19 protein-coding genes and 1 pseudogene are annotated in these 24,704 nt (G+C 33.3%); 12 read left to right on the forward strand and 8 right to left on the reverse strand.

Annotated elements, in window-relative coordinates:
* Positions 1 to 60 precede the first annotated feature (60 nt).
* From serS to ADIWIN_RS04785, 3 genes are all read right to left on the reverse strand, one after another.
* Positions 61 to 1,332, reverse strand: a complete 1,272-nt coding sequence (serS, locus tag ADIWIN_RS04775) for a serine--tRNA ligase (protein ID WP_020895654.1) — start codon at positions 1,330 to 1,332, stop codon at positions 61 to 63.
* Positions 1,333 to 1,486: 154 nt separating this feature from the next.
* Positions 1,487 to 2,794, reverse strand: coding sequence for an HTTM domain-containing protein (locus ADIWIN_RS04780; protein ID WP_020895655.1), 1,308 nt, complete (start codon positions 2,792 to 2,794; stop codon positions 1,487 to 1,489).
* Positions 2,787 to 3,695 carry a bifunctional riboflavin kinase/FAD synthetase gene (locus ADIWIN_RS04785; protein ID WP_020895656.1) on the reverse strand — a complete coding sequence of 303 codons (909 nt, stop codon included), beginning with the start codon at positions 3,693 to 3,695 and terminating at the stop codon, positions 2,787 to 2,789. The genes ADIWIN_RS04780 and ADIWIN_RS04785 overlap by 8 nt, the downstream gene beginning before the upstream one ends.
* Positions 3,696 to 3,992: 297 nt before the next feature.
* On the opposite strand from ADIWIN_RS04785, the gene ADIWIN_RS04790 reads away from it, so the two are divergent.
* Together ADIWIN_RS04790 and ADIWIN_RS04795 are read left to right on the forward strand one after the other, a co-directional pair.
* The gene (locus ADIWIN_RS04790; protein ID WP_020895657.1) at positions 3,993 to 4,691 is read left to right on the forward strand and encodes a hypothetical protein; all 699 of its coding nucleotides are present in this window, start codon (positions 3,993 to 3,995) and stop codon (positions 4,689 to 4,691) included.
* Positions 4,649 to 6,046, forward strand: a complete 1,398-nt coding sequence (locus ADIWIN_RS04795; protein ID WP_235047022.1) for a zinc-dependent metalloprotease — start codon at positions 4,649 to 4,651, stop codon at positions 6,044 to 6,046. Before ADIWIN_RS04790 ends, ADIWIN_RS04795 begins: the two co-directional genes overlap by 43 nt.
* A 54-nt stretch (positions 6,047 to 6,100) precedes the next feature.
* On the opposite strand, the gene pth is transcribed toward ADIWIN_RS04795, so the two are convergent.
* The 5 genes from pth to ADIWIN_RS04820 all read right to left on the reverse strand — a co-directional run bounded on the left by pth (position 6,101) and on the right by ADIWIN_RS04820 (position 11,487).
* Positions 6,101 to 6,733 carry an aminoacyl-tRNA hydrolase gene (gene pth, locus ADIWIN_RS04800; RefSeq protein ID WP_020895659.1) on the reverse strand — a complete coding sequence of 211 codons (633 nt, stop codon included), beginning with the start codon at positions 6,731 to 6,733 and terminating at the stop codon, positions 6,101 to 6,103.
* Between the two features lie 118 nt (positions 6,734 to 6,851).
* Complete coding sequence (locus ADIWIN_RS04805) at positions 6,852 to 9,461, reverse strand: carboxypeptidase-like regulatory domain-containing protein (RefSeq protein WP_020895660.1); 2,610 nt, start codon at positions 9,459 to 9,461, stop codon at positions 6,852 to 6,854.
* Between the two features lie 217 nt (positions 9,462 to 9,678).
* Entirely contained in the window at positions 9,679 to 10,071 is a 393-nt protein-coding gene (locus ADIWIN_RS04810) for a GLPGLI family protein (RefSeq protein ID WP_316929631.1), read from the reverse strand.
* Between the two features lie 277 nt (positions 10,072 to 10,348).
* Positions 10,349 to 10,594, reverse strand: coding sequence for a hypothetical protein (locus ADIWIN_RS04815; RefSeq protein ID WP_020895663.1), 246 nt, complete (start codon positions 10,592 to 10,594; stop codon positions 10,349 to 10,351).
* A 470-nt stretch (positions 10,595 to 11,064) separates the two neighbouring features.
* On the reverse strand, positions 11,065 to 11,487 hold the full coding sequence (locus ADIWIN_RS04820) for a hypothetical protein (RefSeq protein ID WP_020895664.1): 423 nt from the start codon (positions 11,485 to 11,487) through the stop codon (positions 11,065 to 11,067).
* Between the two features lie 335 nt (positions 11,488 to 11,822).
* On the opposite strand from ADIWIN_RS04820, the pseudogene ADIWIN_RS04825 reads away from it, so the two are divergent.
* The 10 genes and pseudogenes from ADIWIN_RS04825 (at position 11,823) to ADIWIN_RS19430 (ending at position 24,675) form a co-directional block, all read left to right on the forward strand.
* Positions 11,823 to 12,981: pseudogene (locus ADIWIN_RS04825) on the forward strand (homogentisate 1,2-dioxygenase).
* Positions 12,982 to 13,096: 115 nt separating this feature from the next.
* Positions 13,097 to 13,573 carry a CCC motif membrane protein gene (locus tag ADIWIN_RS04830; protein WP_020895667.1) on the forward strand — a complete coding sequence of 159 codons (477 nt, stop codon included), beginning with the start codon at positions 13,097 to 13,099 and terminating at the stop codon, positions 13,571 to 13,573.
* 83 nt (positions 13,574 to 13,656) lie between these two features.
* A complete protein-coding gene (locus tag ADIWIN_RS04835) occupies positions 13,657 to 13,956 on the forward strand; it encodes a four helix bundle protein (RefSeq protein ID WP_051155407.1) in 300 nt (99 codons plus the stop codon).
* A 46-nt stretch (positions 13,957 to 14,002) separates the two neighbouring features.
* Positions 14,003 to 15,163: a 4-hydroxyphenylpyruvate dioxygenase gene (gene hppD, locus ADIWIN_RS04840; protein WP_020895669.1), complete on the forward strand. Its 1,161-nt coding sequence runs from the start codon at positions 14,003 to 14,005 to the stop codon at positions 15,161 to 15,163.
* Between the two features lie 285 nt (positions 15,164 to 15,448).
* Positions 15,449 to 16,237 (forward strand): DUF3108 domain-containing protein, encoded by a 789-nt coding sequence (locus ADIWIN_RS04845; RefSeq protein WP_020895670.1) that lies wholly within the window; start codon positions 15,449 to 15,451, stop codon positions 16,235 to 16,237.
* 14 nt (positions 16,238 to 16,251) lie between these two features.
* Positions 16,252 to 17,184 (forward strand): tryptophan 2,3-dioxygenase family protein, encoded by a 933-nt coding sequence (locus ADIWIN_RS04850; protein ID WP_020895671.1) that lies wholly within the window; start codon positions 16,252 to 16,254, stop codon positions 17,182 to 17,184.
* Positions 17,185 to 17,214: 30 nt separating this feature from the next.
* The gene (locus ADIWIN_RS04855; protein ID WP_020895672.1) at positions 17,215 to 18,513 is read left to right on the forward strand and encodes a M23 family metallopeptidase; all 1,299 of its coding nucleotides are present in this window, start codon (positions 17,215 to 17,217) and stop codon (positions 18,511 to 18,513) included.
* Positions 18,513 to 20,159 carry a glucose-6-phosphate isomerase gene (pgi, locus tag ADIWIN_RS04860; protein WP_020895673.1) on the forward strand — a complete coding sequence of 549 codons (1,647 nt, stop codon included), beginning with the start codon at positions 18,513 to 18,515 and terminating at the stop codon, positions 20,157 to 20,159. The genes ADIWIN_RS04855 and pgi overlap by 1 nt, the downstream gene beginning before the upstream one ends.
* 160 nt (positions 20,160 to 20,319) lie before the next feature.
* Positions 20,320 to 22,758, forward strand: a complete 2,439-nt coding sequence (locus ADIWIN_RS04865; RefSeq protein ID WP_020895674.1) for a TonB-dependent receptor — start codon at positions 20,320 to 20,322, stop codon at positions 22,756 to 22,758.
* A 117-nt stretch (positions 22,759 to 22,875) separates the two neighbouring features.
* The gene (locus ADIWIN_RS19430) at positions 22,876 to 24,675 is read left to right on the forward strand and encodes a hypothetical protein (RefSeq protein WP_020895676.1); all 1,800 of its coding nucleotides are present in this window, start codon (positions 22,876 to 22,878) and stop codon (positions 24,673 to 24,675) included.
* The last annotated feature ends 29 nt before the right edge of the window (positions 24,676 to 24,704 follow it).

Below are 24,704 nucleotides of genomic sequence, written 5' to 3' on the forward strand. Positions count from 1 at the left end.
AAAAAGCTCAATTACGTTAATTTTTAACATTTTTAAGAAAATACTTAAGATTGTGATTGTTTAAGAAATCATATCAAAACCAGTATAAGGCACTAAAACCTCAGGTATTTTAATACCATCTTCTGTTTGGTAATTCTCTAATATACCGGCTAAAACTCTTGGCAATGCTAAAGAACTTCCGTTTAAGGTGTGGCATAATTCGTTTTTGCCTTCACTATTTTTAAAACGTAATTTTAAGCGATTCGCTTGAAAGGTTTCAAAATTAGAAATAGAAGACACTTCTAACCAACGGTCTTGAGCTGTTGAGAAGACTTCAAAATCATAAGTTAAGGCTGATGTAAATCCTAAGTCACCACCACATAATCGTAATATTCTGTAAGGTAATTTTAAGTCCTGCAAAATGCCTTTTACATGTTCTACCATGCCATCTAAAGCGTTATAAGAATTGTCTGGATGCTCAACACGAAGGATTTCAACCTTATCAAATTGATGTAGTCTATTTAGTCCTCTGACATGAGCTCCATAACTACCAGCTTCACGTCTAAAACACGGTGTATAACCTGTAATACTTATAGGTAAATCGCTTTCGTTTAAAAGGGTGTCTCTAAATATATTGGTTGCAGGTACTTCTGCTGTTGGAATTAAATATAAATTATCTGCAGTAACATGGTACATTTGCCCTTCTTTATCTGGTAATTGACCAGTTCCGAAACCAGACGCTTCATTTACTAAATGTGGCAATTGGTATTCTATATAGCCAGCAGCGGTATTCTTATCTAAAAAATAAGCAATTAACGCACGTTGTAATCTGGCACCTTTACCAATATAAACAGGGAAACCTGCACCTGTAATTTTGTTTCCTAATTCAAAATCGATAATGTTGTACTTCTTAGCTAATTCCCAATGCGGTAAAGCTCCGTCGTATAATTTTGGAATGTCACCTTCTCTAAACGTTTCCTCATTGTCTTCATCAGTATTTCCGGCAGGTACAATAGGATTTGGTACGTTAGGAATTCTGTATAACAATTCAGAAAGCGCTTCAACTTTATCGTTAAGCTCTTGTTCAAAAGTCTTAGTGATTTCTTTTAATTGCGTGGTTTTTTGCTTTAGGATGTTCGCTTTTTGCGTTTCTCCAGATTTATATAAATTCCCAATCTCTTTAGATAAGGCGTTAGATTCTGCTTTTGTATTATCTAATTTCGTTTGAATTGCTTTTCGGTCCTCATCAAAAGCAATTGCTTCATTAATCATTTCTGTAGCATCAATATTTCGTTTTGCTAAACGTGCAATGATGTCTTCTTTGTTCTCTTGTATAAAAGCAACTTGTAACATATCTATGAATTAAGTTAATACCTCGTGGTATAGGAAAAATAAGCAACAAAAGTAAAAAGAAAATGACCAGATAAAAATAAAAAGTTTCTATTTTATATTGTAAAATCTGATTTAAAGGACGACGAGTTTTTACAACGAGAACTGATTGAAGTTATTATTTTGAAAGTAAGATCCAATCATGATGTTTAAAGTGGTGCCATTCCTCATTGGCAATATCAACTTTTGGATCAATTAGTTGCTTTGAGGGTTTTCCATTAACTCTCACAAAAGAATTGACATAAACTTTTACGGGAATCCCTTTTTTAGCAAAATCTTGTTTTAGATGTCGCGAAAATTGCCAAATAATATCTGGTTTTGTACTCGCACCACGTTGCTGCTTTTTAGTTAAATAATCATTTAACTTAATAGGAATAACTTGGTTTGTCTCGGCGTTAATAACCTTATAGGTTGTTCTGCCACTTTTGGCGCGCAACATCATTCTCCAAGATAAACGATGACCTTCTTCAGTCCATAACACATCACCTTCAAAGAAATGATGTCTCAGTGGTAAAGCAATTTGAATTACAAAATAAATTGAAAATAGAGATAATAAAGTCACTTTATATTTAGGAACAATGACATCGTCAGCTTCATAGTAGACTTTACGTTTTAGAAATATATTTTTGATGACTTTAGGTTCAAAAAAGAACAAACTAAATGCTAAGGACATGTAAGGGAAAATTCCAATATGAAAGATAAATGAATTAAAAAGGTGAAAGAAAATAGACGCAAAGAAGGCGTATTTTCGAGTCCGTTTAAAAAGTAATAACGGAATAATTAAACCATCAAATAAAATACCACCATACGCTAAAATATAGTGTACTGTTTTTTGCTGTAAAAGATCACCCACGACATAGAAATTGGCTTTGCTTTTCATAAGAATTTCCATTACAGAACCATCTAGCCAATCGGGATAAAATTTAGCTGCAGAAGCATAGGTGTAAAGAATAAATAATTGTAACACAAAAACCCACTTACACCAACTAGGCATTGAAATACTTTTAAGCGATGGATTTAGTTTAACATCTAAAGACGCATAGCGATTTGCAGGTAAAAACACCATTAAAAAGCTTAGCAACATCAATAAGTAATAATGATTATTATAGGACGATTTTTGCATGAGATACGTCGCAGTCCACATAAATGCAAACATGAGCATGCTAAATCTATATTTGTAGCCCAACATTATAAAGAGTCCAAAAATTCCCATCACTATATAATAGGCATACATCCAATTCCCAGGAAGCGGTTGTAACCACTCAAACCCAATAAAAGAAAAGGTGAAATCTGGTTCTATTAATGTGCGCCTGATCCAACCTGTAAAAACAGCTCCTACAGCTTCTAAAAAACACAACAACCCAAAAACGATTCTAAAAACGATGAGTCCCGAGTTGTCTATATGTTTAAATAAAAACTTATGCATTTAAAGTTTGGATATAGTTTGAAGCATTTATCATGTCTTTTTTAAGTTGCATTTTTAAGGCCTCTAGGTTTTCAAATTTTTGTTCGCTACGCAGGCGTTTTAGAAATTCAATTTTTAATTCGGCATTATAAATATCGCTCTTAAAGTTGAAAAAATGAACTTCAATAGAACGTGTTTTGCCATCAACAGTTGGGTTGGTGCCAATATTCATCATTCCAAAAACCGTTTTATTTTCAATTTTAGATTTTACCACATAAACTCCGTCACTCGGAATGAGCTTGTAAGTTGCCGTTACATTAATATTCGCGGTTGGGAAATCTATGGTTCTGCCCAAACCTTTGCCTTTAACGACAGTACCTGTAATAAAGAAATTATAACCTAAATACGAATTGGCTAAGTCCACTTCACCCTGGTTTAAGGCAGTTCTAATTTTTGTAGAACTCACCGTAACATCTTTTAGGTCTTGCGCTGAAATTTCTTCAACCTTAAAATCATAGAGGTCAGCAAAGGATTTAAGGTCTGTTATATTAGCACTTCTGTTTTTGCCAAAGTGGTGGTCGTAACCAATAACGATTTGTTTGGTGTTTAGCTCGTCTACTAAAATTTGCTTTACATAATCTTTAGCAGAAAGATTGGCAAATTCTTTGGTGAATTTTTTTACGATTACTTCTTTAATTCCATAAGCTTCCAACAACGCTACGCGCTCTTCAATGGTGTTCAGTAATCTAATAGAATCATCTTTTTGAAGTACCATTCTAGGATGCGGAAATAGGGTTAAAACCACGGGAACAAGGTTTTGTCTTTTAGCAAGTTTTACTACTTTTTTTAGTATTTTCTGATGCCCAATATGGATGCCATCAAAGGTGCCTATAGTTATTACTTTTGCCGAATTTGAAGTCAAGCGTTTTGTTTTATTGATTTATAATACATGTTTTAAAAAAATATAAATCCTGAAGAATCTTAATTTTATATACAAACATTTATGAAAACAAAGCTACATTTTGTTTTGTCATTATCCTTGTTTTTATTGGTATTTTCAAAATGTGCTCAACTGAATATTTGCGATAAATAGTGAGTAAAGACTTAAATACTGTTTCAGGTATTTGTATAGTGAAAATTAAAGAAAAATAATAATCCAAAAGATTATTGTCAATTAATGCTTTATCTTGAAAGCCTAAAACTAAATTAAAAAATAATTATGAATAAGAACTTTACTTTAAAATCTATTTTCACATTAATCCTTTTTTCCTGTTTTGTGAGTATAACAGCACAAGAGCGTTCTTGTGGTATGTTAGAATATATGGATCAGCAAATGCAAGATCCTGAGTTTGCTAGAGAATATGAATTAAGTCAGGAAAAATTTAAAGTTAAGCTTCAGCAATTACTATCCGAAGAAAATTTTAGTCAACGTGGTGGGAATCCTATTGTAATTCCAGTTGCCGTGCATTTTCCGACAGCAAATGAAGCGGATCGGGCTTGTTTAGAAGCACTAGCTCAAAACCAAATAGATATTTTGAATGCAGATTATACGGCTACCAATGCCGATATTTCACAATGGAATGCAGCTAGTGGGTTTTATCCTAATACAGGTTTAGGTGTCGCTAGTATCTCTTTTTGTATGGCGCTTTCTGATCACCCAGTAGGTTTAGATTCTGAGTTGATAGAGGGGAATCCTGCGGTTACAATTGGTTATGATTTTGGTAATGGAGGCAATACAGATAGTAATTGGAGTGGTTATATGAATTTTGTAATAAGACCACTTGGAGGTCTTCTAGGGTTTTCGCCATTAGGAGGTAGTATAGCTGCGGGTCAGGCCGTGACGATTAGCACTACTGCATTTGGTTCTGGTTCTGGCTGTTCTGGTTCGGGTATTGTTCCAAATTTTCCTTTAATTTAGGAAGAACAACAACGCATGAGTTAGGACATTTTTACAATTTAAATCATACCTTCAATGGTGACGGAAATGGAGTTTGTGGTAGTGGTGGTGATGGTATTGCAGATACACCTGAGGTTGCTAATAGCACATACGGTTGTCCTTCTGTGGGAAATGTAGCAGGTTGCGTTCCCGGAGAGACTGCCTTAACCATGAGCTTTATGGATTATGGTGATGATAGATGTTTGTACATGTTTAGTGCTGGCCAAGCCACAAGAATGGATGCGTGGGTAGCAGCAATAGCATCTCAAATAAAACCAGGTGTTTGTTCTCCAGCAGAACCAGGCTTTCAAATAGCGTCTAGCAATAGTGAAATTTTATCTTGTCCTACAACAGATACGGAAGCTGTATTTAATTTTTCTTATACTACCATACAAGGGTTTGATGAAGCAACTGTGTTTGAGGCTACAGGAGCTCCTGCGGGCGCTACGGTAACTTTTAGTCCAACCGCTTTAAGTTCTAGTGGAATTTTTACCATGACCATTGGTAATTTAGATGCAACGGCAACGGGAGAATATACAATAGCTGTTACTGGGACATCATCTCCAGGGTCTGTAGTAGACATAATAGATGTTTTATTAAAAAACACGTGTACAGCCATAGTATGTGATACCTATGCATCTGACGAGAATTTAGCCCTGAATATAGCTGATGGTAACTCTGGTCAGGCAGGTCAGCCATTATTGGAACATATCATTAGTATTCCAGATTTCGCCATAATAGAGGGAATAACGATCAACGTTGATGTTACACATACTTATATTGGCGATTTAATTGTTCGTGTCATCCATCCAGATGGTGTTACTTTTATTGATGTCTATGATGGTGATTGCGGTAATAATGCTAATTTTGATATTACTTTTGATGATGAAGCAGGAACTATAGCATGTGCGAGCCCGACTATAGGAACATTTGCTCCAGGAGAAGCATTAAGTGAATTTAATGGAATGCAAGCACAAGGAGATTGGACTATCTTAATTGCCGACTTTTTTGCTCAAGATACAGGGAATTTAAATGATTGGTCAATTACAATATGTGCAGAAGAAGCCTTAAGTGTTGATGAGTTTAGTCTCTCAGATTTTGCGATTTTTCCAAACCCTAATACTGGAGAGTTTTCAGTAAAGTTGAATTCTAATTCTGGTAATGCAATTAATATTGATGTTTTTGATATAAGAGGAAGACGAATTTTTAATAACTCGTACACCAATAGTGCTAATTTTAATCAGACTATAAATCTTAATGATGCGAAGTCTGGTATGTACTTAGTGACAATTAGTGATGGAGCAAATAAAATAACGAAGAAGATTATAGTTAAGTAAATTAGGAATACAAATTTCATATATTAAAAAGACTGTCTGAAAAGGCAGTCTTTTTTATTTTCCATTATATTGGTTCATAGTAGTGTTTACTCCAGCTAAAGCAAAAGATTTTACAAGATCTGCCGAAATTTTTAAGCGTTCTTTAAGTTGTGTGTTTTCTTCGTCGGTCCATTCGCCAAGAACATAATCAACTTGTCGTCCTGTGCTAAACTCGTCACTTATGCCAAATCTAAAGCGGTTATATTTTACGGTTTGTAATTTGTCTTGTGTGTCCTTTAGACCGTTATGACCTCCATCACTGCCTTTCATTTTTAATCTAAGTGATCCAAAAGGAAGGTTTAAATCGTCGGTGACTACGAGTAGATTTTCTAAAGGTATTTTTTCTTTTTCTAACCAGTACTTTATGGATTTTCCACTAAGGTTCATAAACGTACTAGGCTTTAAAAGGATGAGGGTTCGTCCTTTAATTTTTAGGGTAGCAACATCACCAAGTTTTACGGTTTCAAAGAGGATGTCATTGGATTCGGCTAAATAGTCGAGAATTTTAAAACCAATATTATGTCTGGTATTGGCATATTTTTCGCCTATGTTTCCTAAGCCAACGATTAAGAATTTTTTCATTTTATCTTCTTCTGTGAGTTTTGGTTTATCACTAAAACCGAACCATTTTTTAAATAAATTTTGCATAGCGTAGTCTTGCTTGGTGCAAAAGTAAAAAGAAGTTGACTAAAAACTAATTATAAAGTTGTTGTCTTTAGTTTTTGGGGTTTAGTTTATGAAGCTGTTTCGAAGATTTCAAACAGACTTACAATTTATAGCTTACCTTAAACATCACAATTCTTGGCAAAATAAATGTTCTACTATCACTAATCACAAAAGCGTTAAATGAATTTTGTTGTTTAAAACGCGTATCAAAAAGATTAGTGGCGTTTATCTCAAAACCCCAAGGACTATCTTCAATTTGGTAGAATAACGATGCATTTGCCGTGTCAAAAGTGGTTTTGGTATCGAGACTTTTGTTGTTGTAATTATCAAAGGTGTAATCTGCTTTAAAGATAAAATCCTTTAAAAAATCGTATTCCAAAATAACTTCTAATTGGTCATTATCAAAATTAGAGACGTTATTTAAGGCTTTATAGTTATTAAAATCTTTGGTGTAATTAATTTCTAAGTTAGGATGATTTTTAAATGAAGTTTCCACTCCAATCGTTGAAGAAATCGATTTTGAAATGTTAAGATTTGTTTCATTATTCAAAATCTGAAAATTATCATTATAACTAAAACGAGTTCTTAATTTATACCTGATTTTATTAATTTTTTTTGAAATTCCTCCACTTAGCGTCCAGTTATGTTCTGGCTGATCAAACATAGTGGTTGTGTTAAAGGATTCTATACCATTAAGTTCAGAAACTGTTTTTATAGTTTTTAAGCGTTTATTAAAACTAGTGTTAAGATTAAAATTCAGACTTCTAAATAAGCTAAACTTATAATAAGTTAACGAGGCAGAATGATACAATTGATTTTCTAGTTGATTATTGCCTCTGTAAACATTATTAAAATTTGAGAGTACAAAATTATTGGCTAATTGGTTAACCCTAGGAAAGCGAGCATTAAGCTTGTATTTAAAATTTAGTTTTTCACTATTATTAAATTCTACTTTTGTTGTGAATTGTGGCAAAACTAGATTTTTAGAAAACGTTTCTGAGTCTTCTAACTGTTGCGTTCGCCATAAATACCCATGATAAAACACAGCAGGTTTAAACGTGGCAATGCCAATTTGAAATTTATACTCTAATCCCAAATAAGAATCTATAAAGCTATATCCAAAATCATTACCAAAACCAGCAGAGCTAAAATTATTAATACTACCATCATTAAGTAATTGCACATCTTCATTGTAGAAATCGTTAAAAGATGTATTAACGCCTAAACTTGTATAAAGATGGTTAAAGTTATTAATTACCCAATAGTCTTTTATAATGGCGTTAAAATTATGCGACGTTGATTTTTTTGTTTGAAGTATATTATACATATCGGCATCTTCCAAAGGGATTAAACCTTGTAAAATCTGCTGATTAGTTAGCCACTCGGTAATCGGTTTATCATTCTGAAAATTATAAGTCGCTTCTAAGGTTGCTGTGTGCGCTTTAGATAATTTACGACTGTAGGTAATATTTTGTTTTAGATTAAGTGCCGTAACATCGGTTAAGGTAGTTATGTTGTTACTTTCATTTAGGGTCACCGTATTTACAAGACCATGACTGTCATTATTTGTAACCTTTACAAAGGCGTTGTATGCAAAATCTTGTTTGTAAGTTGGATCGTAGTCAACGGTGACCTTGCCAATAGTAAAAAAGTTATTGAGGTCATTAGTAACCGTTCTGTCTTCTGTAAAAGGGTCTTCTATATTCTGGTAAGCATTTAAGGTGTTACTTGCGGTTTGGGTCTTGGAATTAGAAGTAATTAAATACCCACTAATATCTGTATGTTTAGAAACCGATTGCCTAATATTTAGGGCACCAAACTGGTTGATGTTATCTGTAAAATCTTGGTTATTGAGGTATTTTGCAAAATCACTAGTATAGAGACTAAAATAACTACTTGCATCGCTTAATAGCTTGCTAAAACCACCTTCAAACTCCAAATAATCACTAAAACTAAAACTTTTTATGCCTTGGTTATTAAGGTCTCCAATAAAGTTAACATTGGTTTTTGGGCTGTAATAAAACAGATTAGGATGCAACAAATAGCGATCCTCAATACCTGAACCAACCTCCATATCGCCAAACACAAATTTCTTTTTATCTTCTTTTAATAAAATATTCATAGCCATATCCTCAGAATCTTGCAAGCCTTTGAGCATGGCAACCTCGTTATAGTTATCTAAAACCTCAACTTTTTCAACCGCATCTGCAGGTATATTGTTTACGGCGAGTTTACTATTGCCTGTAAAAAAGGTTTTATTTTCTACCAAGACTTTGGTTACTTTTTTGCCATTGACCATCACATTACCTTCTCTATCTACTTCTACTCCAGGTAATTTTTTTAAAGCATCGCGTAGTTTGCGTTCTTCCCCAGTAACAAATTTGGAAACATCGTAAGTTATAGTATCTTTTTTTACGGTAATTGGTGGTGTGTATTTTATGTTTACTTCGTCTAGTTGGTCTGGGTTTTCTTTGAGGACGAAGTTTTTGGTAATGTCTTGGTCTGTTGTGGTTATCGTGAGCGTTTGTGGTTTATAGCCTAAATAACTTACTGTGAGTTCGTAGGTTTGGTTTTTCTCTAAACCTATTTTGTAGCTACCGTCTTTTTCTGTAATGGCGAATCTAATTTCTTGGTCGTCTGCTGCTGGAATGGCTAAAATGTTGGCGTATGGTAATGGGTTTTGTATGGTGTCTGTTACTTTGCCGGACATTAAAAGTTGTTGAGCATGAGCCAAAGAAGAAAATCCTACTAAAATTAGTAGGATTGTAAAAAAATAGTGATTAGAAAATCTCTGTAACAAAGCTATTAGTGTCAATTTTTTCTGTTTGTATATTGTTTTGAAACTATACTATTAAATTCTTCTTCAGAAACTTTTTTTCCTTTTGTAGGTAACTCTATATCGATTTTATTATCTTTTTTAAAAAATTCTATTTTTTTAAAGAAGTTAGTATTCCATTATTGTCTAATTGAAGTATTAAGCCTGGTAGCCCATCATAACCATCCGGACCATAGGGTATAGGGATTTCTGGTGTATACCAAGCTATAACTTCTAATGTATGTTTTCCTTTTGTGTTTTCAATAGTGTATGTAGTTGTTGCTTTATAACACAAATAGTTGTCAATTTTCAAAGTATCATTAGTTAAATTCCAATCTATTTTATTTCGTTTTATAAGGTAATTCACACCAGCAAATTCTTTTTCATGTAAAATTATGTCAGATGCTTTATCATAATAAATAACACCTCTGAAATCAATAATTCCTTCTGTCATGGCTTTGAGAACAGGGCTTGTATTATTATTTAAAGATTTAATTTTTTGTATGTTGCCTTCTGGTTATTAAATGTTAATTGGAATTCCTGAGTCTTAAGATTTTCGACTATTTTTTTTGCATATTGGCTTGCATTGTCAGGTGTGTCTGATTCATATGATTTTAATTGCTTGCCATAAACCGCATTACCAACTTGGCAAAACATGGATATTGTAAAAAAGTAAACAAAAAGATGGAAATTTGTTTTTTACCATTTCTATTATTTGTTGTAAAGACAGTCAAAATTATACTTTTAACTGTCTAAATTATTAATTGATTCAAAATTTAATTCTAAGAAGGTCCACCAGCTTCTACACAACCATCATATGCAGCTGCAAATACGTTATATGCTATTTCATCTCGCGGAATAATTCGGAATCTAGTAGCCATGTTATTCATGAAATTTTGTTCAGCTTCAGCAGCCACATCAAAACAAGTGCCGGTGTCTAAATCCTCATTTTGTACGTTTGCATTTAAATTTAATGAACTACTCATAAACAGCACTACTGCCATAAGGCTAAATACTTTTTTCTTCATAATTTTAAGATTTTAAACCCATCAAATTTTTTAAGATAGGTTAGTTAATAACTAATGTCTCCCTAAAATTTAGGGAATAGAAGTCTTTTAAATTTAGAAGTCATTTGTTTTCTCATTAAGGGAATGAGAAGTAGAAGTCATTTTTGTTAGAAGTCTTTTTTTTGTACTGTTAATTTTAATTCTCAGGGATAAAAAAAAAGCTTGCACAAGCTATAATGTTAACATTTTTGTTGTCCACATTCTTAAGAGTGACTTCTAAATTACTCTATAAAAATGCTTTCAACATTGTAAATCTAAAAAAAAAAAATGGAAACCACCTAATTAAAAACGTGTTATTTGTTAAAGAAATGTTAACTGTGGAAAAACCGTAATTGCAATTGCAAGATAGTTAAAACTTTAACAGTTTTGTGTTTGGGCTTTAACACTAAGTTTTTGTATATGAATGCGTTATTGTGGTGTATAAGATGAAATTAATCTTTAAAAATTAGGGATTTCAAATGCTCATCCACAACATAACCTAGAAATCTTGAGATCATAACATCACTACTATTAATGGTGTGGGTCAAACCATCTTTCAATGGACCACAACCTCTCATATAATTGAAATCATTTTGGTAATTGTTTTCAAAAAGTTTCAAATTAGAGAATAAACTTGTGTTTACTACTTCAGAATTGATTTCAAAATCATTGTTAACCTCTAGCATGGTAAAGTTAGAATCGTCTCGTTGAAAATCAAAGGCAAATGGCTTTTCAATTTTTGTGAATTTAAATTCAGTTAAAGTCTCATTTAAAAATACAGAAGAATTATATTTTTTACTACTAGAGTCGGATGTTTGAGCAAGACAAAATGAACCCAATGCAAGCACAAAAACTAAAGTAATACGCAGTTTCATTTTAAATGATTTTTCTAATGCTTTAAAAATAACAAAAATTTATTGATATTTGTAGCACATGATATGAGCGCAAGATAAAATTTTGTAGCTCAGCGTATGATTTTAGCGCGAACAGCATGTGACCATAAAAAGCAATAGTTTTAAACACATGACACCATTCTGGGCCAACATAAAATTGCATCTTCATTTCCTTATTAAAAGGAATCCAGAATAAATACGCCTTATTCCTGCGAAGGCAGGAATCTCTACAAATTTTGTACCTTTAAAGTTGTAAATAAAGTGTCACCTTGAGCGCAGTCGAAAGGTCTTTGTAATATTTAAAACCATTCAAAAACATGCCATTCTATCATAAATTAGGAAAAATTCCGCCAAAACGCCACACGCAGTTTAAAAAACCAAACGGCGATTTTTATTACGAGCAATTGTTCGGTACTATTGGTTTTGACGGTATGTCTACTAACAGTTACCATGAGCAACGCCCAACGCAAGTCAAGGAAATTAAAAGACAATACAGTGTTGCGCCAAAAATTGCTAAGGAAAACAATATGCAATCGTATCGTTTTAAAGGATTCCAAGTGAAGCCCGAAAATGATTATTTAGAGAGTCGGAAAATTGTCTTAACGAATAGCGATTGTAATATCATATTAGCGGCACCAAAGCACTCTACGGAAAATTATTTTTATAAAAATACGGATGCCGATGAATTAATTTTCATCCATAAAGGCACAGGAAAACTAAGAACGCATCTTGGGAATTTAGATTTTAAATACGGAGATTATCTTTTAGTGCCAAGAGGTGTGATATATAAACTCGATTTTGATACTGAAGACAATAGATTATTCATTGTAGAATCTAGACGGCCAATTTACACGCCAAAGCGTTACCGTAATTATTTTGGACAGTTATTAGAGCATTCACCATTTTGTGAGCGCGATTTACGTCAACCACAAGAATTAGAAACGTATAATGAATCGGGTGAGTTTTTAATAAAATAAAAAGCAAGACGAAATTTTTGACATGGTCTATGCTTCACATCCTTTTGATGTGGTAGGTTATGATGGCTATAATTATCCGTACGCTTTTTCAATTCACGATTTCGAACCGATTACGGGTCGTGTGCATCAGCCGCCTCCGGTACATCAAACGTTTGAAACGGATGCTTTTGTAGTTTGTAGTTTTGTACCGCGTTTGTACGATTACCATCCACTTGCGGTTCCTGCACCTTACAATCATAGTAATATTGATAGTGATGAGGTATTGTATTACGTCGATGGGGATTTTATGAGTAGAAATGATATTGCAGCAGGACATATCTCGTTGCATCCAGCAGGTATTCCACATGGACCACACCCAGGAGCTATGGAACGTAGTATCGGTAAAGTAAAAACAGATGAATTGGCGGTTATGGTAGACACCTTTAAGCCTTTAAAAGTAACTGAAGATGCTTTAGAAATTGCTGACGAAGATTATTTTAAATCGTGGCTAGATCACTAAATTGACTAAAATTAAATAGAAGTTTAACAAAGGCTCCATACTCAGCAAAAAGAGTCCCTTTTTAAAGTAATGCCAATAGTGGCTCATACAGAAAGGTAAGGTTGGGAATTAAAAAATGAATCAAAATAAATTACCTGCAGATCCACTATCACTTATTTTAGGAATATTAGCCTTAGTTATTGGTATTGCTGGCTGTTGTTGTTATGGTATTACTGCTATTATTCCATTAGCTATGGCTATTATTGGTTTGGTTGCTGCGAACAGAAGTTTACGCGAATTTGGTGAGAATCCAGAGGCGTACAATCCACAATCGCGAAGTAATGTAAATACGGCTAAGATTATAAATATTATAGCTGTGGTACTTAATGGTCTTGTCTTTTTAGTAGCGATTGGAGTCTTAGCGATCTACGGTACATTGCTATCTTCTGCGGTCTTAGATGGTTTAGATAATGGAGATTTTGAAGATGATGATTATTATTACGAATCGGAATATGAAACAACTATAGAACCTGAGAATTCTGATATTTGGGAGGATGATACCTATATTATTGAAGAGGAATTAGATTCTATAAATTTAGATTCAGTACAATAGAAACAAGAAACAAGAAACAAGATGTGAAGGATAAGAGAAGACATAATTATAAGAATTTGAAGATTTGGAAATTAGGAATCTAAATTGTTGACGATGTTTTTACATTAATTAATGATTTTCCTTCTGATGAAAAATTTGGATTGACTCCTCAATTAGGTAGATTTTCAGTTTCCATCCCTAGTAATATTGCAGATGGTTCATCAAGAACAAACAAGTCTTTCTCTTATTTTATTGATATTGAATTAGGTTCTTCTTTTGAACTAGAAACACAATTAATTATAGTATTTAAAAGAAATTATATAACACAATTACAATTAACAAAAATCGAAGAAAAATTAGAAGAATTTCAAAAGATGACTATGGGTTTTCAAAATGAACTATAAGAGTCACTTCTCTTTTTTCTAATTTCTCGATTCTAAAATAAATAGTATGGCAAAAGAAATAGAAAATGTAAACTACGGTTTAGAAAAAATATTTGAAGGAGCGCAAGATTTTCTTCCGCTTTTAGGTACGGATTATGTTGAGTTTTATGTTGGTAATGCAAAACAAGCCGCACACTTTTATAAAACAGCATTTGGATTTCAATCTTATGCGTATAAAGGTTTGGAAACGGGTTCTAAAGATTCTGTAAGTTATGTTTTAAAGCAAGATAAAATCCGCTTAGTGCTTACCACTCCTTTAAATAGTAAATCTGAAATTAACAATCATATTGTAAAGCATGGTGATGGAGTTAAGGTTGTGGCTTTATGGGTAGAAGATGCTCGTAAATCTTACGAAGAAACGACTAAGCGAGGGGCTAAGTCTTATTTGGAACCGGTTGTAGAAGAAGATGAATTTGGTGAAGTGGTTAGAGCCGGAATTTATACGTATGGTGAAACCGTTCATATGTTTGTAGAGCGTAAAAACTACAAAGGCACCTTTATGCCAGGTTTCGTAGAGTGGAAAAGTGATTACAATCCAGAACCAGCAGGTTTAAAATATATAGACCACATGGTTGGTAATGTGGGCTGGGGAGAAATGAACACATGGGTAAAATGGTACGAAGACGTTATGGGTTTTGTCAACTTTTTATCTTTTGACGATAAGCAAATACATACCGAATACTCGGCTTTAATGAGTAAAGTAATGAGTAATGGAAATGGACGAATTAAGTTTCCAATTAACGAACCTGCAAAAGCTGCTAAAAGATCACAAATTGAAGAATATTTAGATTTTTACGAGGGTTCAGGTGTGCAGCATATTGCAGTGGCAACAGATGATATTATAAAAACCGTATCGCAATTAAAATCTAGAGGTGTCGAGTTTTTATCCACACCACCTGAAGAATATTACAGAGCCGTTCCGGGACGATTAGACGAGTACAGTCACGAACTTAGAGAAGATATTGAAACCTTAAAAGGCTTAGGTATTATGATAGATGCTGATGAAGAAGGGTATCTACTTCAGATTTTTACAAAGCCAGTAGAAGATAGGCCAACGTTATTTTTCGAAATTATTCAACGTATGGGGGCTCGTGGTTTTGGAGCAGGAAACTTTAAGGCTTTGTTTGAATCTATTGAAAGAGAGCAAGAAAAGAGAGGAACGCTTTAAAATAATAAAAAGCGCGTTTATTTATCTACAAATAAACGCGCTAATAATAAGCAAACTGCGTGTTTTTAGTGCGTGTAAATCATAAATTCTAGTTATATGTTTGTTTGCTACGACGCTAAAATCACTTGAATTTATAAGTCTGAGTCCAAATAATTAACGGATCCGAATCTAGGATATTTTTAGAGTGTATTTTAAAGATTTTATAGATTTGGAATAGTAATTGTATTTAAGATAATTGTAACGTAAAAAATGCGTTACATTATTTATATTTACAAACTATAAGTTATGAAACATTTATTTACAATTATATTATTCTTTGTAGGATTTCAAGCTTCTGACGTGAAGAAAGAATCAGCTTTTCAAGATGGAGAGTGGTTTAAATTTGAAATGAGTTACAGCGGTTTTGTAACGGCAGGATACGCCACACTATCCGTCAACGAAACCAAATTAGATAGAAAGCCGGTGTACCATGTTGTTGGGAAAGGTTGGACTACAGGACTTGCAAAATTATTTTTTAAAGTTAAAGACCGATACGAAAGTTATTTTGATGTAGAAACAGGTGCTCCATATAAATTTATTAGAAAAATAGATGAAGGTGGTCATACCAAGGATGTAGAAATTAATTTTGACCACGAGAACAGAATTGCTGAGGTCAATAATAAAAAACATAAGGAAACTAAAAATATAACCACCGAAAAAGACGTTCAGGATATGGTTTCTATGTATTATTATTTAAGAAATAATATACGTACAGAATCCTTAAAAAAAGGAGATGAAATAAAAACCAATATGTTTTTTGATGAAGAAAACTATGGTTTTAAACTCAAATATTTAGGGGAAGAAACGATAGAAGTCGATGTTAATGGTACAGATGTAAAAGTCAAAACCATTAAATTTAGGCCCTATGTTATGGCTGGCCGTGTTTTTAAAGAAGAAGAAAGTTTAACGCTTTGGGTAAGTGCCGATAAAAATAAAATTCCTTTAAGAATTAAAGCCGATTTAGCCGTAGGTTCTCTACGTGCAGATCTCGTTCAGTTTAAAGGTTTAAAGCACTCCTTTAAAATAGAATTCTAAGATTAGCCAATTATATGTCAGACCAACCAAATTACGACGAAATTATAAAAGCACTTGAAGAGAAGTATGAAAAAATAGACCAAAATACAGACGATCATTTATATGGTTTACTTTACAGCAAGCCAATAACGTATTGGGATTATATTCAGACAGATGCTTTATTAAACTTACAAATTCAGCGTACAACGCTACCGGATGAAATGGTGTTTATTGCCTATCATCAAATTAATGAATTACTTTTTAAAATGATTCTTTGGGAAATTTCCCAATTAGCAGAAAAGGAAGACTTAGACGCCACATTTTTTGAAAGCAAACTGATGCGTGTCAGTCGTTATTTTGATATGCTCTCAACTTCTTTCAATATTATGAGAGAAGGTATGGATGTTGAACAGTATATGAAATTTAGATATACGCTTACCCCTGCAAGTGGTTTTCAAAGTGCGCAATACAGATTGATTGAGTTCGCATCTACGGAACTGATTAATCTTATAGATTATAGATTTAGAAAAGATATTGATAGAGATACGCCGTTTACACATGCTTTTGAGCATTTATATTGGCAAGCGGCAGGAAAAGACCATAAAACAGGGAAGAAATCCACGCTTTTGGTTAATTTTGAAAAACGTTATAAAGACGAGTTTTTAAGATTTATGGAAACGTATAATACTAGAAATCTTTGGACACGCTTTAAAGAGTTGCCAATCAGCGATCAGAAAAACGAAGAACTTATAAAAGCGATGCGTCATTATGATTATACGGTTAACGTCTCTTGGGTAATGGCGCATTACAACGCAGCTAAACATTATATTGATAGTGGTATAGGTGATGGTGAGGCTACAGGAGGGAGTGATTGGAAAAAATATATGCATCCAAAATATCAAAGACGTATTTTCTTTCCAGAGTTATGGAGTGCAGAAGAATTAGAAAATTGGGGAAATAATTTATAATTAGCTTAATTAATGCAGTTAAAACGATTAATGACAATTGCTGTAATTGCAGTAAGTATATATGCTTGTAAAGAAGATAACTCGGCAGAAATAGCATACGAAAAAGAACAAGCCGAAATAGTTGAAGAAGAGAAAATTTTAGAATTTGGTTTCGATATCAATAATTACATTGTAAAACGAGACACTATTAAATCTGGTGATAGTTTTGGTGAAATTATGCAACGATATAATATTGGGTATCCTAATATTTTTCAAATTGCAGAAGTTACTAAAGATACGTTCGATATTAGGAAACTACATCCAGGACGACCGTTTACCTTGTTATATTCAAAAGAATCTGAAAAAGATAGCCTGCCAAGTCCAAGTACGTTTATATATCAGCCTAATCAGGAAGAATATGTTGTTATTGGTTTAAAAGATTCCATTCATGCTTATACAAGTAAAAAACCTATCACTTATGTTGAGAAAACGGCAACAGGAATTATAGAAAGTAGCATTTCCAAGACGCTTGAAGATAAAGGTTTAAGTCAGCGATTAGCTTATAAAATGGCTGATGAAATTTATGCATGGACTATAGATTTTAGACGCTTGCAAAAAGGAGATCGTTTCAAAGTTATTTATACCGATAAATATATTGATGATACTATTTATGCAGGGATACAGAATGTAAAAGCAGCTTATTTTGAGCATAACGGTGATTCACTTTATGCATTCAAATTTCAAACAGACTCCATTAAAGGTATTGTAGATTATTTTAATGAAGACGCAAAAAACCTACGTCGTGCATTTTTAAAAGCACCAGTACAGTTTAGTCGTATTTCTTCACGTTATAATTTAAAACGAAGAATTGCGCATTACGGTTATCGTGTTAAGGCACACCGTGGAACCGATTTTGCGGCACCAAACGGAACTCCGATCATGGCAACTGCAAGTGGTACAGTAACGAAGTCTAGTTATGGAAGTGGGAATGGTAAGTATGTAAAAATTAGACACAATGCTACTTATGAGACGCAATATTTGCATATGTCTCGTCGCAATGTAAAAGTTGGAGAATTTGTAAAACAAGGTGATATTATAGGGTATGTTGGTAATACAGGGAGTTCTTCAGGAAACCATGTGTGCTATCGTTTTTGGAAAAATGGAAAAGAAGTCGATCCATTTAAACAAAAATTGCCAGAAGCCATGCCTATTTCAGACAGTCTTAAAGTGAAGTATCTAGATTACATTAAACCGATAAGACAACAACTAGATAATATCTTTTTCTTGGAAGGGGATCCAATTCAACCCGAAAATTCAATAACAGAAGATACAAACACAGATATAAAATAATGGCATTAAAAGCAACCAACCCTACAACCACAAATGCTTGGGGAAAATTACAAGCACATTTTGAAACGATTAAATCTCAGCATTTAAAAGATTTATTTAATGATGACGCAGAAAGAGCAAATGATTTAACGGTAAAGTGGGATGACTTTTATGCCGATTTTTCTAAAAACAGAATTACAACAGAAACTTTAGATTTATTAATTGAATTAGCAAATGAGCAAGACTTAAAAGATGCCATTTCTAAGTATTTTGAAGGCGATATCATTAATGCAACCGAAGGAAGAGCGGTTTTGCATACGGCTTTAAGATCTCCTAAAGATGCTACTGTTTTTGTAGATGGTGAAAATGTGATTCCAGAAATTCACGAGGTAAAGAAGAAAATTGAAAATTTCACCTACTCTATAGTTAGTGGAGATCATAAAGGACATACTGGTAAAGCTATTACCGATGTTGTAAATATTGGTATTGGTGGCTCGGATCTTGGACCAGCAATGGTAGTAGATTCACTACAGTATTATAAAAATCAACTAACAACTCATTTTGTGAGTAATGTAGATGGTGATCACTATCAGGAAGTTATTAAGAATTTAAATCCAGAGACCACGCTATTCGTTATTGTTTCAAAAACATTTACGACTCAAGAAACCTTATCAAATGCTAATTCTATTAGAGCTTGGTTTTTAGAATCTCAGCCACAAGAAGCAGTTTCTAAACACTTCGTCGCAGTCTCAACTAACATTGAAAGTGTAAAAGCTTTTGGTATCGACGAAGAAAATATTTTTCCAATGAAGGACTGGGTTGGTGGTCGTTTTTCATTGTGGAGTGCTGTCGGTTTATCTATAAGTTTGGCACTAGGCTACAAACATTTTGAAAGCTTATTGGATGGGGCTCATAAAATGGATGAACATTTTAGAACTGCTGATTTTAAAGAAAATATTCCAGTAATTTCAGCTTTGCTAACCGTTTGGTACAATAACTTTTTTAAGGCAGAAAGCGAAGCTATAATTCCATATACACAATATTTAAACCAGTTTGCGACCTACCTTCAACAAGGTATAATGGAAAGTAATGGGAAAAGTGTAGATAGAAGTGGAGAAAAGGTAAATTACCAAACCGGAACTTTAATTTGGGGAGAACCAGGAACAAATTCGCAACACGCTTTTTTTCAACTCATACATCAAGGAACAAAACTTATTCCTACTGATTTTATTGGTTATGTCGAATCTTTATATGGCAACAAAGACCATCATGATAAGTTAATGTCTAACTATTTTGCACAAACAGAGGCCTTGATGAATGGTAAAACAGAAGCCGAAGTTTTATCGGAATTAAAAGGGCAATCACTTTCACAAGATGCTACATCTGAGCTTTTACCTTTCAAAGTATTTGAAGGTAACAAACCAACAACCTCACTTTTAATTCAAAAATTAACACCAGAAAGCTTAGGGAAGTTGATTGCTATGTACGAGCATAAAATCTTTGTTCAGGGTATTATTTGGAACATTTATAGTTATGATCAATTTGGTGTAGAGTTGGGAAAACAATTAGCAAAATCTATTTTAAGTGAACTGAAAGAAGAGGACTCTGCGGCTATTCATGATGCATCTACGCAAAATTTATTGGCATTTTACAAGGAAAATTGTTAAAAATTGTTAAAAAGTTTTAGTAATTTTAACTAAGTGCGCCTAAAAGATAACAATTCTATATTTATCTTCGTACGGCTTAATTGTTAACATTGAGTTAATGTTTTAGCTATTGTATTGCGTAATTTTGCGCTGATAAAAAACCAATTAACTTAAATTTTATATGAAAAAATTTAGTCTTTTTTTATGTATTGTTGTTTTAGCCAGTTTAACAACATTTGCATATGCCCAAAGCACTATTACGGGTAAAATTATTGATAGTGACATGAACTCACCACTTCCTGGTGCTAATATCATAGTAAAAGGAACTTCGAATGGAACCATTACAGATTTTGATGGTAATTTTTCATTAACAGCAAATTCAAGTTCTGGTGAAGTAGTATTATCTTATGTTGGCTATATTAGTCAAACAATAGCTTTTAATGGAAATGTTGATTTAGGAACTATCACTTTAGTACCTAGCGATGTTGGTTTGCAAGAAGTTGAAATTTTTGCTTCACTTGCTGTTGATAGAAAAACACCTGTTGCAGTATCAACAATTAGAGCTGCAGATATTGCTTTAAAATTAGGAACTCAAGAATTTCCTGAAATTTTAAAATCTACACCTGGTGTATACGCTACGAAATCTGGTGGTGGGTTTGGAGATGGTAGAATTAACCTTAGAGGTTTTCAATCTGAAAACGTCGCTGTAATGATTAATGGTGTACCTGTTAATGATATGGAAAACGGTGCTGTTTATTGGAGTAACTGGGCTGGTCTTGCAGATGTAACAAGCTCAATGCAAGTACAAAGAGGTTTAGGAGCTTCTAAAGTTGCCGTACCTTCTATTGGTGGAACAATAAATATTATATCTAAAACTACAGATGTTGAGGAAGGTGGAAGTGTTTCTACATCTTTAGGTAATGATGGGTATACTAAATTTGCTGCTACATATTCTACAGGACTTATGGAAAATGGTCTTGCTGTAACTGTTTCTGCATCTAAAACAGATGGTGATGGTTACGTAGATGGTACAGCGTTTAATTCTGTAGCTTATTTTCTTAATGTTTCAAAAGAAATTGGGGAAGATCATAAATTATCTTTAACCGCTTTTGGTGCAAAACAACGTCATGGTCAAAGACAAAATTCTCAATTAATTGAAACTTTTAGAAATAGTGAAAGTGGTATTAAATATAACGCAGATTGGGGTTATAAGAACGGAGAAGTTGCAAATTCTGAAGATAACTTTTACCACAAACCACAAATTTCATTAAATCACTATTGGGACATCAATGAAAAAATGGAACTATCAACTGCTGTATACGCTGGCTTTGGCTCAGGTGGTGGTGGTGGAACCGCTGGTGTTAATAAATTTTCTATTGGAGAAAATGGAATTAGCGATTACAGAATAGGAACTTATGGACCTATCGATTTTGATAAAATTGTTGACGAAAATGTAGCTAATGGAGCAAATGGATCAGAAACTGTTTTAAGAGCATCAATTAATAGTCATAATTGGTATGGTATTTTATCTACGTTAACAGTAGATTTATCTGATGATTTAGTATTGTTAGCAGGTGTGGATTTAAGAGATTATAAAGGCATTCATTACACTGAATTAACAGATTTATTAGGTGGTCAGTACTTTGCTGACGACAGTAACGTAAATAACCCTAACGCTTTAGTACAAGTAGGAGATACGTATAACTATAACAATGACGGTCTTGTTGGTTGGGCAGGTCTTTTTGGACAATTAGAATATTCTAAAGATAAATTGTCTGCATTTCTTTCTTTAGCTGCCTCAAACACATCTTATAAACGTATCGATTATTTTAATTATTTAGATAGTGATCCGTTACAAGAATCAGATCGTTACAACTTTTTTGGATATAGTGCTAAAGGTGGTGCGAACTACAATATTGATGACAATCATAATGTATTTGCTAACGTAGGGTATTTTGAAAAAGCACCAGGTTTTGATGCTGTTTTTAGTAATAATAATAATGTAGACGTTAACCCAGATGCTGATAATCAGAAAATATTGAGTTTCGAACTAGGTTACGGTTTTAGAAGCGAAAAACTATCGGCTAATGTTAATTTATATAGAACAGCTTGGAATGATAGAACTGAGACCATATCTTTTCAACAGCCAGATGATACAAGAGCATATGCTAATATTTTAGGTGTTAATGCTATCCACCAAGGTTTAGAGATTGATTTTGTATACAGAGCTACAGATAAATTTACGCTTACAGGTATGGCATCTTTAGGAGATTGGAAATGGGAAAATAATGTTACTGATGTTAATATTATTAATGAAGATCAAGAAGTTGTTAGAGTTGTAGATTTATTTATTGAAGATTTACATGTTGGTGATGCTGCGCAAACAGCTATGGCTTTAGGAATTAATTATAAAATAGCTAGAAAAACAAGATTCACTGTAGATTATAATTATTTCGATAATTTATATGCAGATTTTGATCCTAGTAATCGTGGAGATGAAAATTCACCTGATGCATGGAAGGTGCCTGCTTATGGTGTGTTTGATACAACAATTAGCCATGGATTTAAATTTGGATCTTTTGATGCCACTTTAATAGCAAGATTAAATAATGTTTTTTGATACGACTTATATATCAGACGCGTTTGATGGAGGAGATGCTTATAATTCTAAAGTTTATTATGGTTTTGGAAGAACATTTAGTATCGGAGCAAAACTTAAATTTTAATAAAATTGAATATGAAAAAAATAATTTTTTTACTAGCAATAGTAGGTACAGTCTTTGTAGGGTGTAACCCACTAGATGATATTAATGACCAAGTAGATGCGCAGGAAAACGCACCTAGAGGACATGCTGAATATACTTTAATAGCAGATGATTATGATACTTTAGAATTGACATATGGTAGTTTTAGTTCTGAAGAGGATGCTAAAACAATGTTACCTGATTTTTTAGCAGATTTGTACCCAAATTGGGGACAAGGGTCTTCTGTATTAGTTGGATATGATTTATATATAGGAAATGCTTTTGACATTAGAGACTATAATTTAGATCAAGATGATTACACATTTAGCGGAAGTGATGGATTAGGTTTTAATTCAGATGACAGTCCTTTTGATTATTTAGCAGATATTCTTGCTACTGCTGTTGAAGATCCTTCAGTCGGTGATTACCGTAGAGCGAAATACTTCCAATATACAGGAGATTTTATTGTTGTTACACCTACAGTTAGTGTAGATGAGAACTTTGATTATGGTACTACAGCTGGCGATTTAACTGCATTTGGTTCAGCTAATTGGGAAGCGCATTCTGGTGCTGGTTCAGGACCTGTTGGATATGCTACTTCTAGCTTGTCTATGGCTGACTATCCTTCATCAGATATAGGAGGTTCTATTACTATTGATGCTGACGGATCTGAAGATATCTCTAGTTATTTTACTGAAATTTCTTCTGGAAATGTATACGCAAGTGCATTGGTAAATTTAAGTACTGTTGGTGAGGGAACTTATTCGTTCCATTTAAGAGATGCTGAATTCGGTTTTAGAGCAAGAGTTGGTGCTAAGGATGATGGCTCTGGAAATATATTATTCGGTATTGGTGCTAGTTCAAGTACATTATCTTATGGTACTACAGCTTTTGATTTAAATACGACTTATCTTCTTGTATCGTCTTATAATATAGAAACAGGAGTATCTAATTTACATGTATTATCTACTGTTGAAACTGTAGAGCCTACAACTCCTGAAGCAACAAATACAGGAGATTCTGGTACAGTTATTTCAGGTGTATCAGTTCGTCAAGGTTTTGGTGGACCAACAGCTACAATAGATGGCGTACGTGTTGCAAACACTTGGTCTGCAATTATGAGTAATGATGTATTAGAAGATGAGGTTGTTGGTGATAAATCAGCTTTTGAAGCTTATTTTGAATATACAGGTACAGAATGGGCATCACCTTCTGATAATTTTTATGTTATCACTGATGAAGATTTCCAATCTATGGGTGTTGAGAGCTTCGGAAGCTCAGTTTCTCCAGAGGATTATTTATCTACTTTTTTAGGCTTAAAATTTCCATACGCACAAGAGGACGATATGCTTAATGTAGGCTACAATTATAATTCTAGTTCAAGTGGATCTGGAGCACGTGGTAATCTTTATACTTTTGTAGATGGTTCATGGGTAGCTTATCAATCAACAATAGCTACAACTTTACAGTTTGGTTTTGAAAATGGTATTTGGGTACCGGATAATACAATTAGATATTCTTTAACTAACGCAGATTACACATATATTCATGATGCTTTTATTGGTGATCCAGAATATGCTGGTATTGTAGCTACGCTTACAGGATATTATAATTATGATTATAACTGGTCGGAGGATCAAGTAACAACTACGTTGCTTTACTTCTTAGATCATTTAGATCCTACTGCAGAAGAAGGGCAGAAATATGCAATTACCTACGTAATGTATGATAATGGAACAAATGAATTAACTGAAACCTTTATTAAAGAAGGTGGAGTTTGGATTGAGAATTAAATAAATTCTTAAATAATAATTATAAAAAA

The sequence above is a fragment of the Winogradskyella psychrotolerans RS-3 genome (assembly GCF_000427335.1).
Lineage (GTDB): Bacteria > Bacteroidota > Bacteroidia > Flavobacteriales > Flavobacteriaceae > Winogradskyella > Winogradskyella psychrotolerans.

Bases quoted from the DNA above. Each gene is read 5' to 3' on its own strand.
- serS (WP_020895654.1), bottom strand. From the start codon at position 1,332: ATGTTACAAGTTGCTTTTATACAAGAGAACAAAGAAGACATCATTGCA.
- ADIWIN_RS04780 (WP_020895655.1), bottom strand. From the start codon at position 2,794: ATGCATAAGTTTTTATTTAAACATATAGACAACTCGGGACTCATCGTT.
- ADIWIN_RS04790 (WP_020895657.1), top strand. From the start codon at position 3,993: ATGAATAAGAACTTTACTTTAAAATCTATTTTCACATTAATCCTTTTT.
- pth (WP_020895659.1), bottom strand. From the start codon at position 6,733: ATGCAAAATTTATTTAAAAAATGGTTCGGTTTTAGTGATAAACCAAAA.
- ADIWIN_RS04805 (WP_020895660.1), bottom strand. From the start codon at position 9,461: ATGTCCGGCAAAGTAACAGACACCATACAAAACCCATTACCATACGCC.
- ADIWIN_RS04815 (WP_020895663.1), bottom strand. From the start codon at position 10,594: ATGAAGAAAAAAGTATTTAGCCTTATGGCAGTAGTGCTGTTTATGAGT.
- ADIWIN_RS04820 (WP_020895664.1), bottom strand. From the start codon at position 11,487: ATGAAACTGCGTATTACTTTAGTTTTTGTGCTTGCATTGGGTTCATTT.
- ADIWIN_RS04830 (WP_020895667.1), top strand. From the start codon at position 13,097: ATGAATCAAAATAAATTACCTGCAGATCCACTATCACTTATTTTAGGA.
- hppD (WP_020895669.1), top strand. From the start codon at position 14,003: ATGGCAAAAGAAATAGAAAATGTAAACTACGGTTTAGAAAAAATATTT.
- ADIWIN_RS04845 (WP_020895670.1), top strand. From the start codon at position 15,449: ATGAAACATTTATTTACAATTATATTATTCTTTGTAGGATTTCAAGCT.
- ADIWIN_RS04850 (WP_020895671.1), top strand. From the start codon at position 16,252: ATGTCAGACCAACCAAATTACGACGAAATTATAAAAGCACTTGAAGAG.
- ADIWIN_RS04855 (WP_020895672.1), top strand. From the start codon at position 17,215: ATGACAATTGCTGTAATTGCAGTAAGTATATATGCTTGTAAAGAAGAT.
- pgi (WP_020895673.1), top strand. From the start codon at position 18,513: ATGGCATTAAAAGCAACCAACCCTACAACCACAAATGCTTGGGGAAAA.
- ADIWIN_RS04865 (WP_020895674.1), top strand. From the start codon at position 20,320: ATGAAAAAATTTAGTCTTTTTTTATGTATTGTTGTTTTAGCCAGTTTA.
- ADIWIN_RS19430 (WP_020895676.1), top strand. From the start codon at position 22,876: ATGAAAAAAATAATTTTTTTACTAGCAATAGTAGGTACAGTCTTTGTA.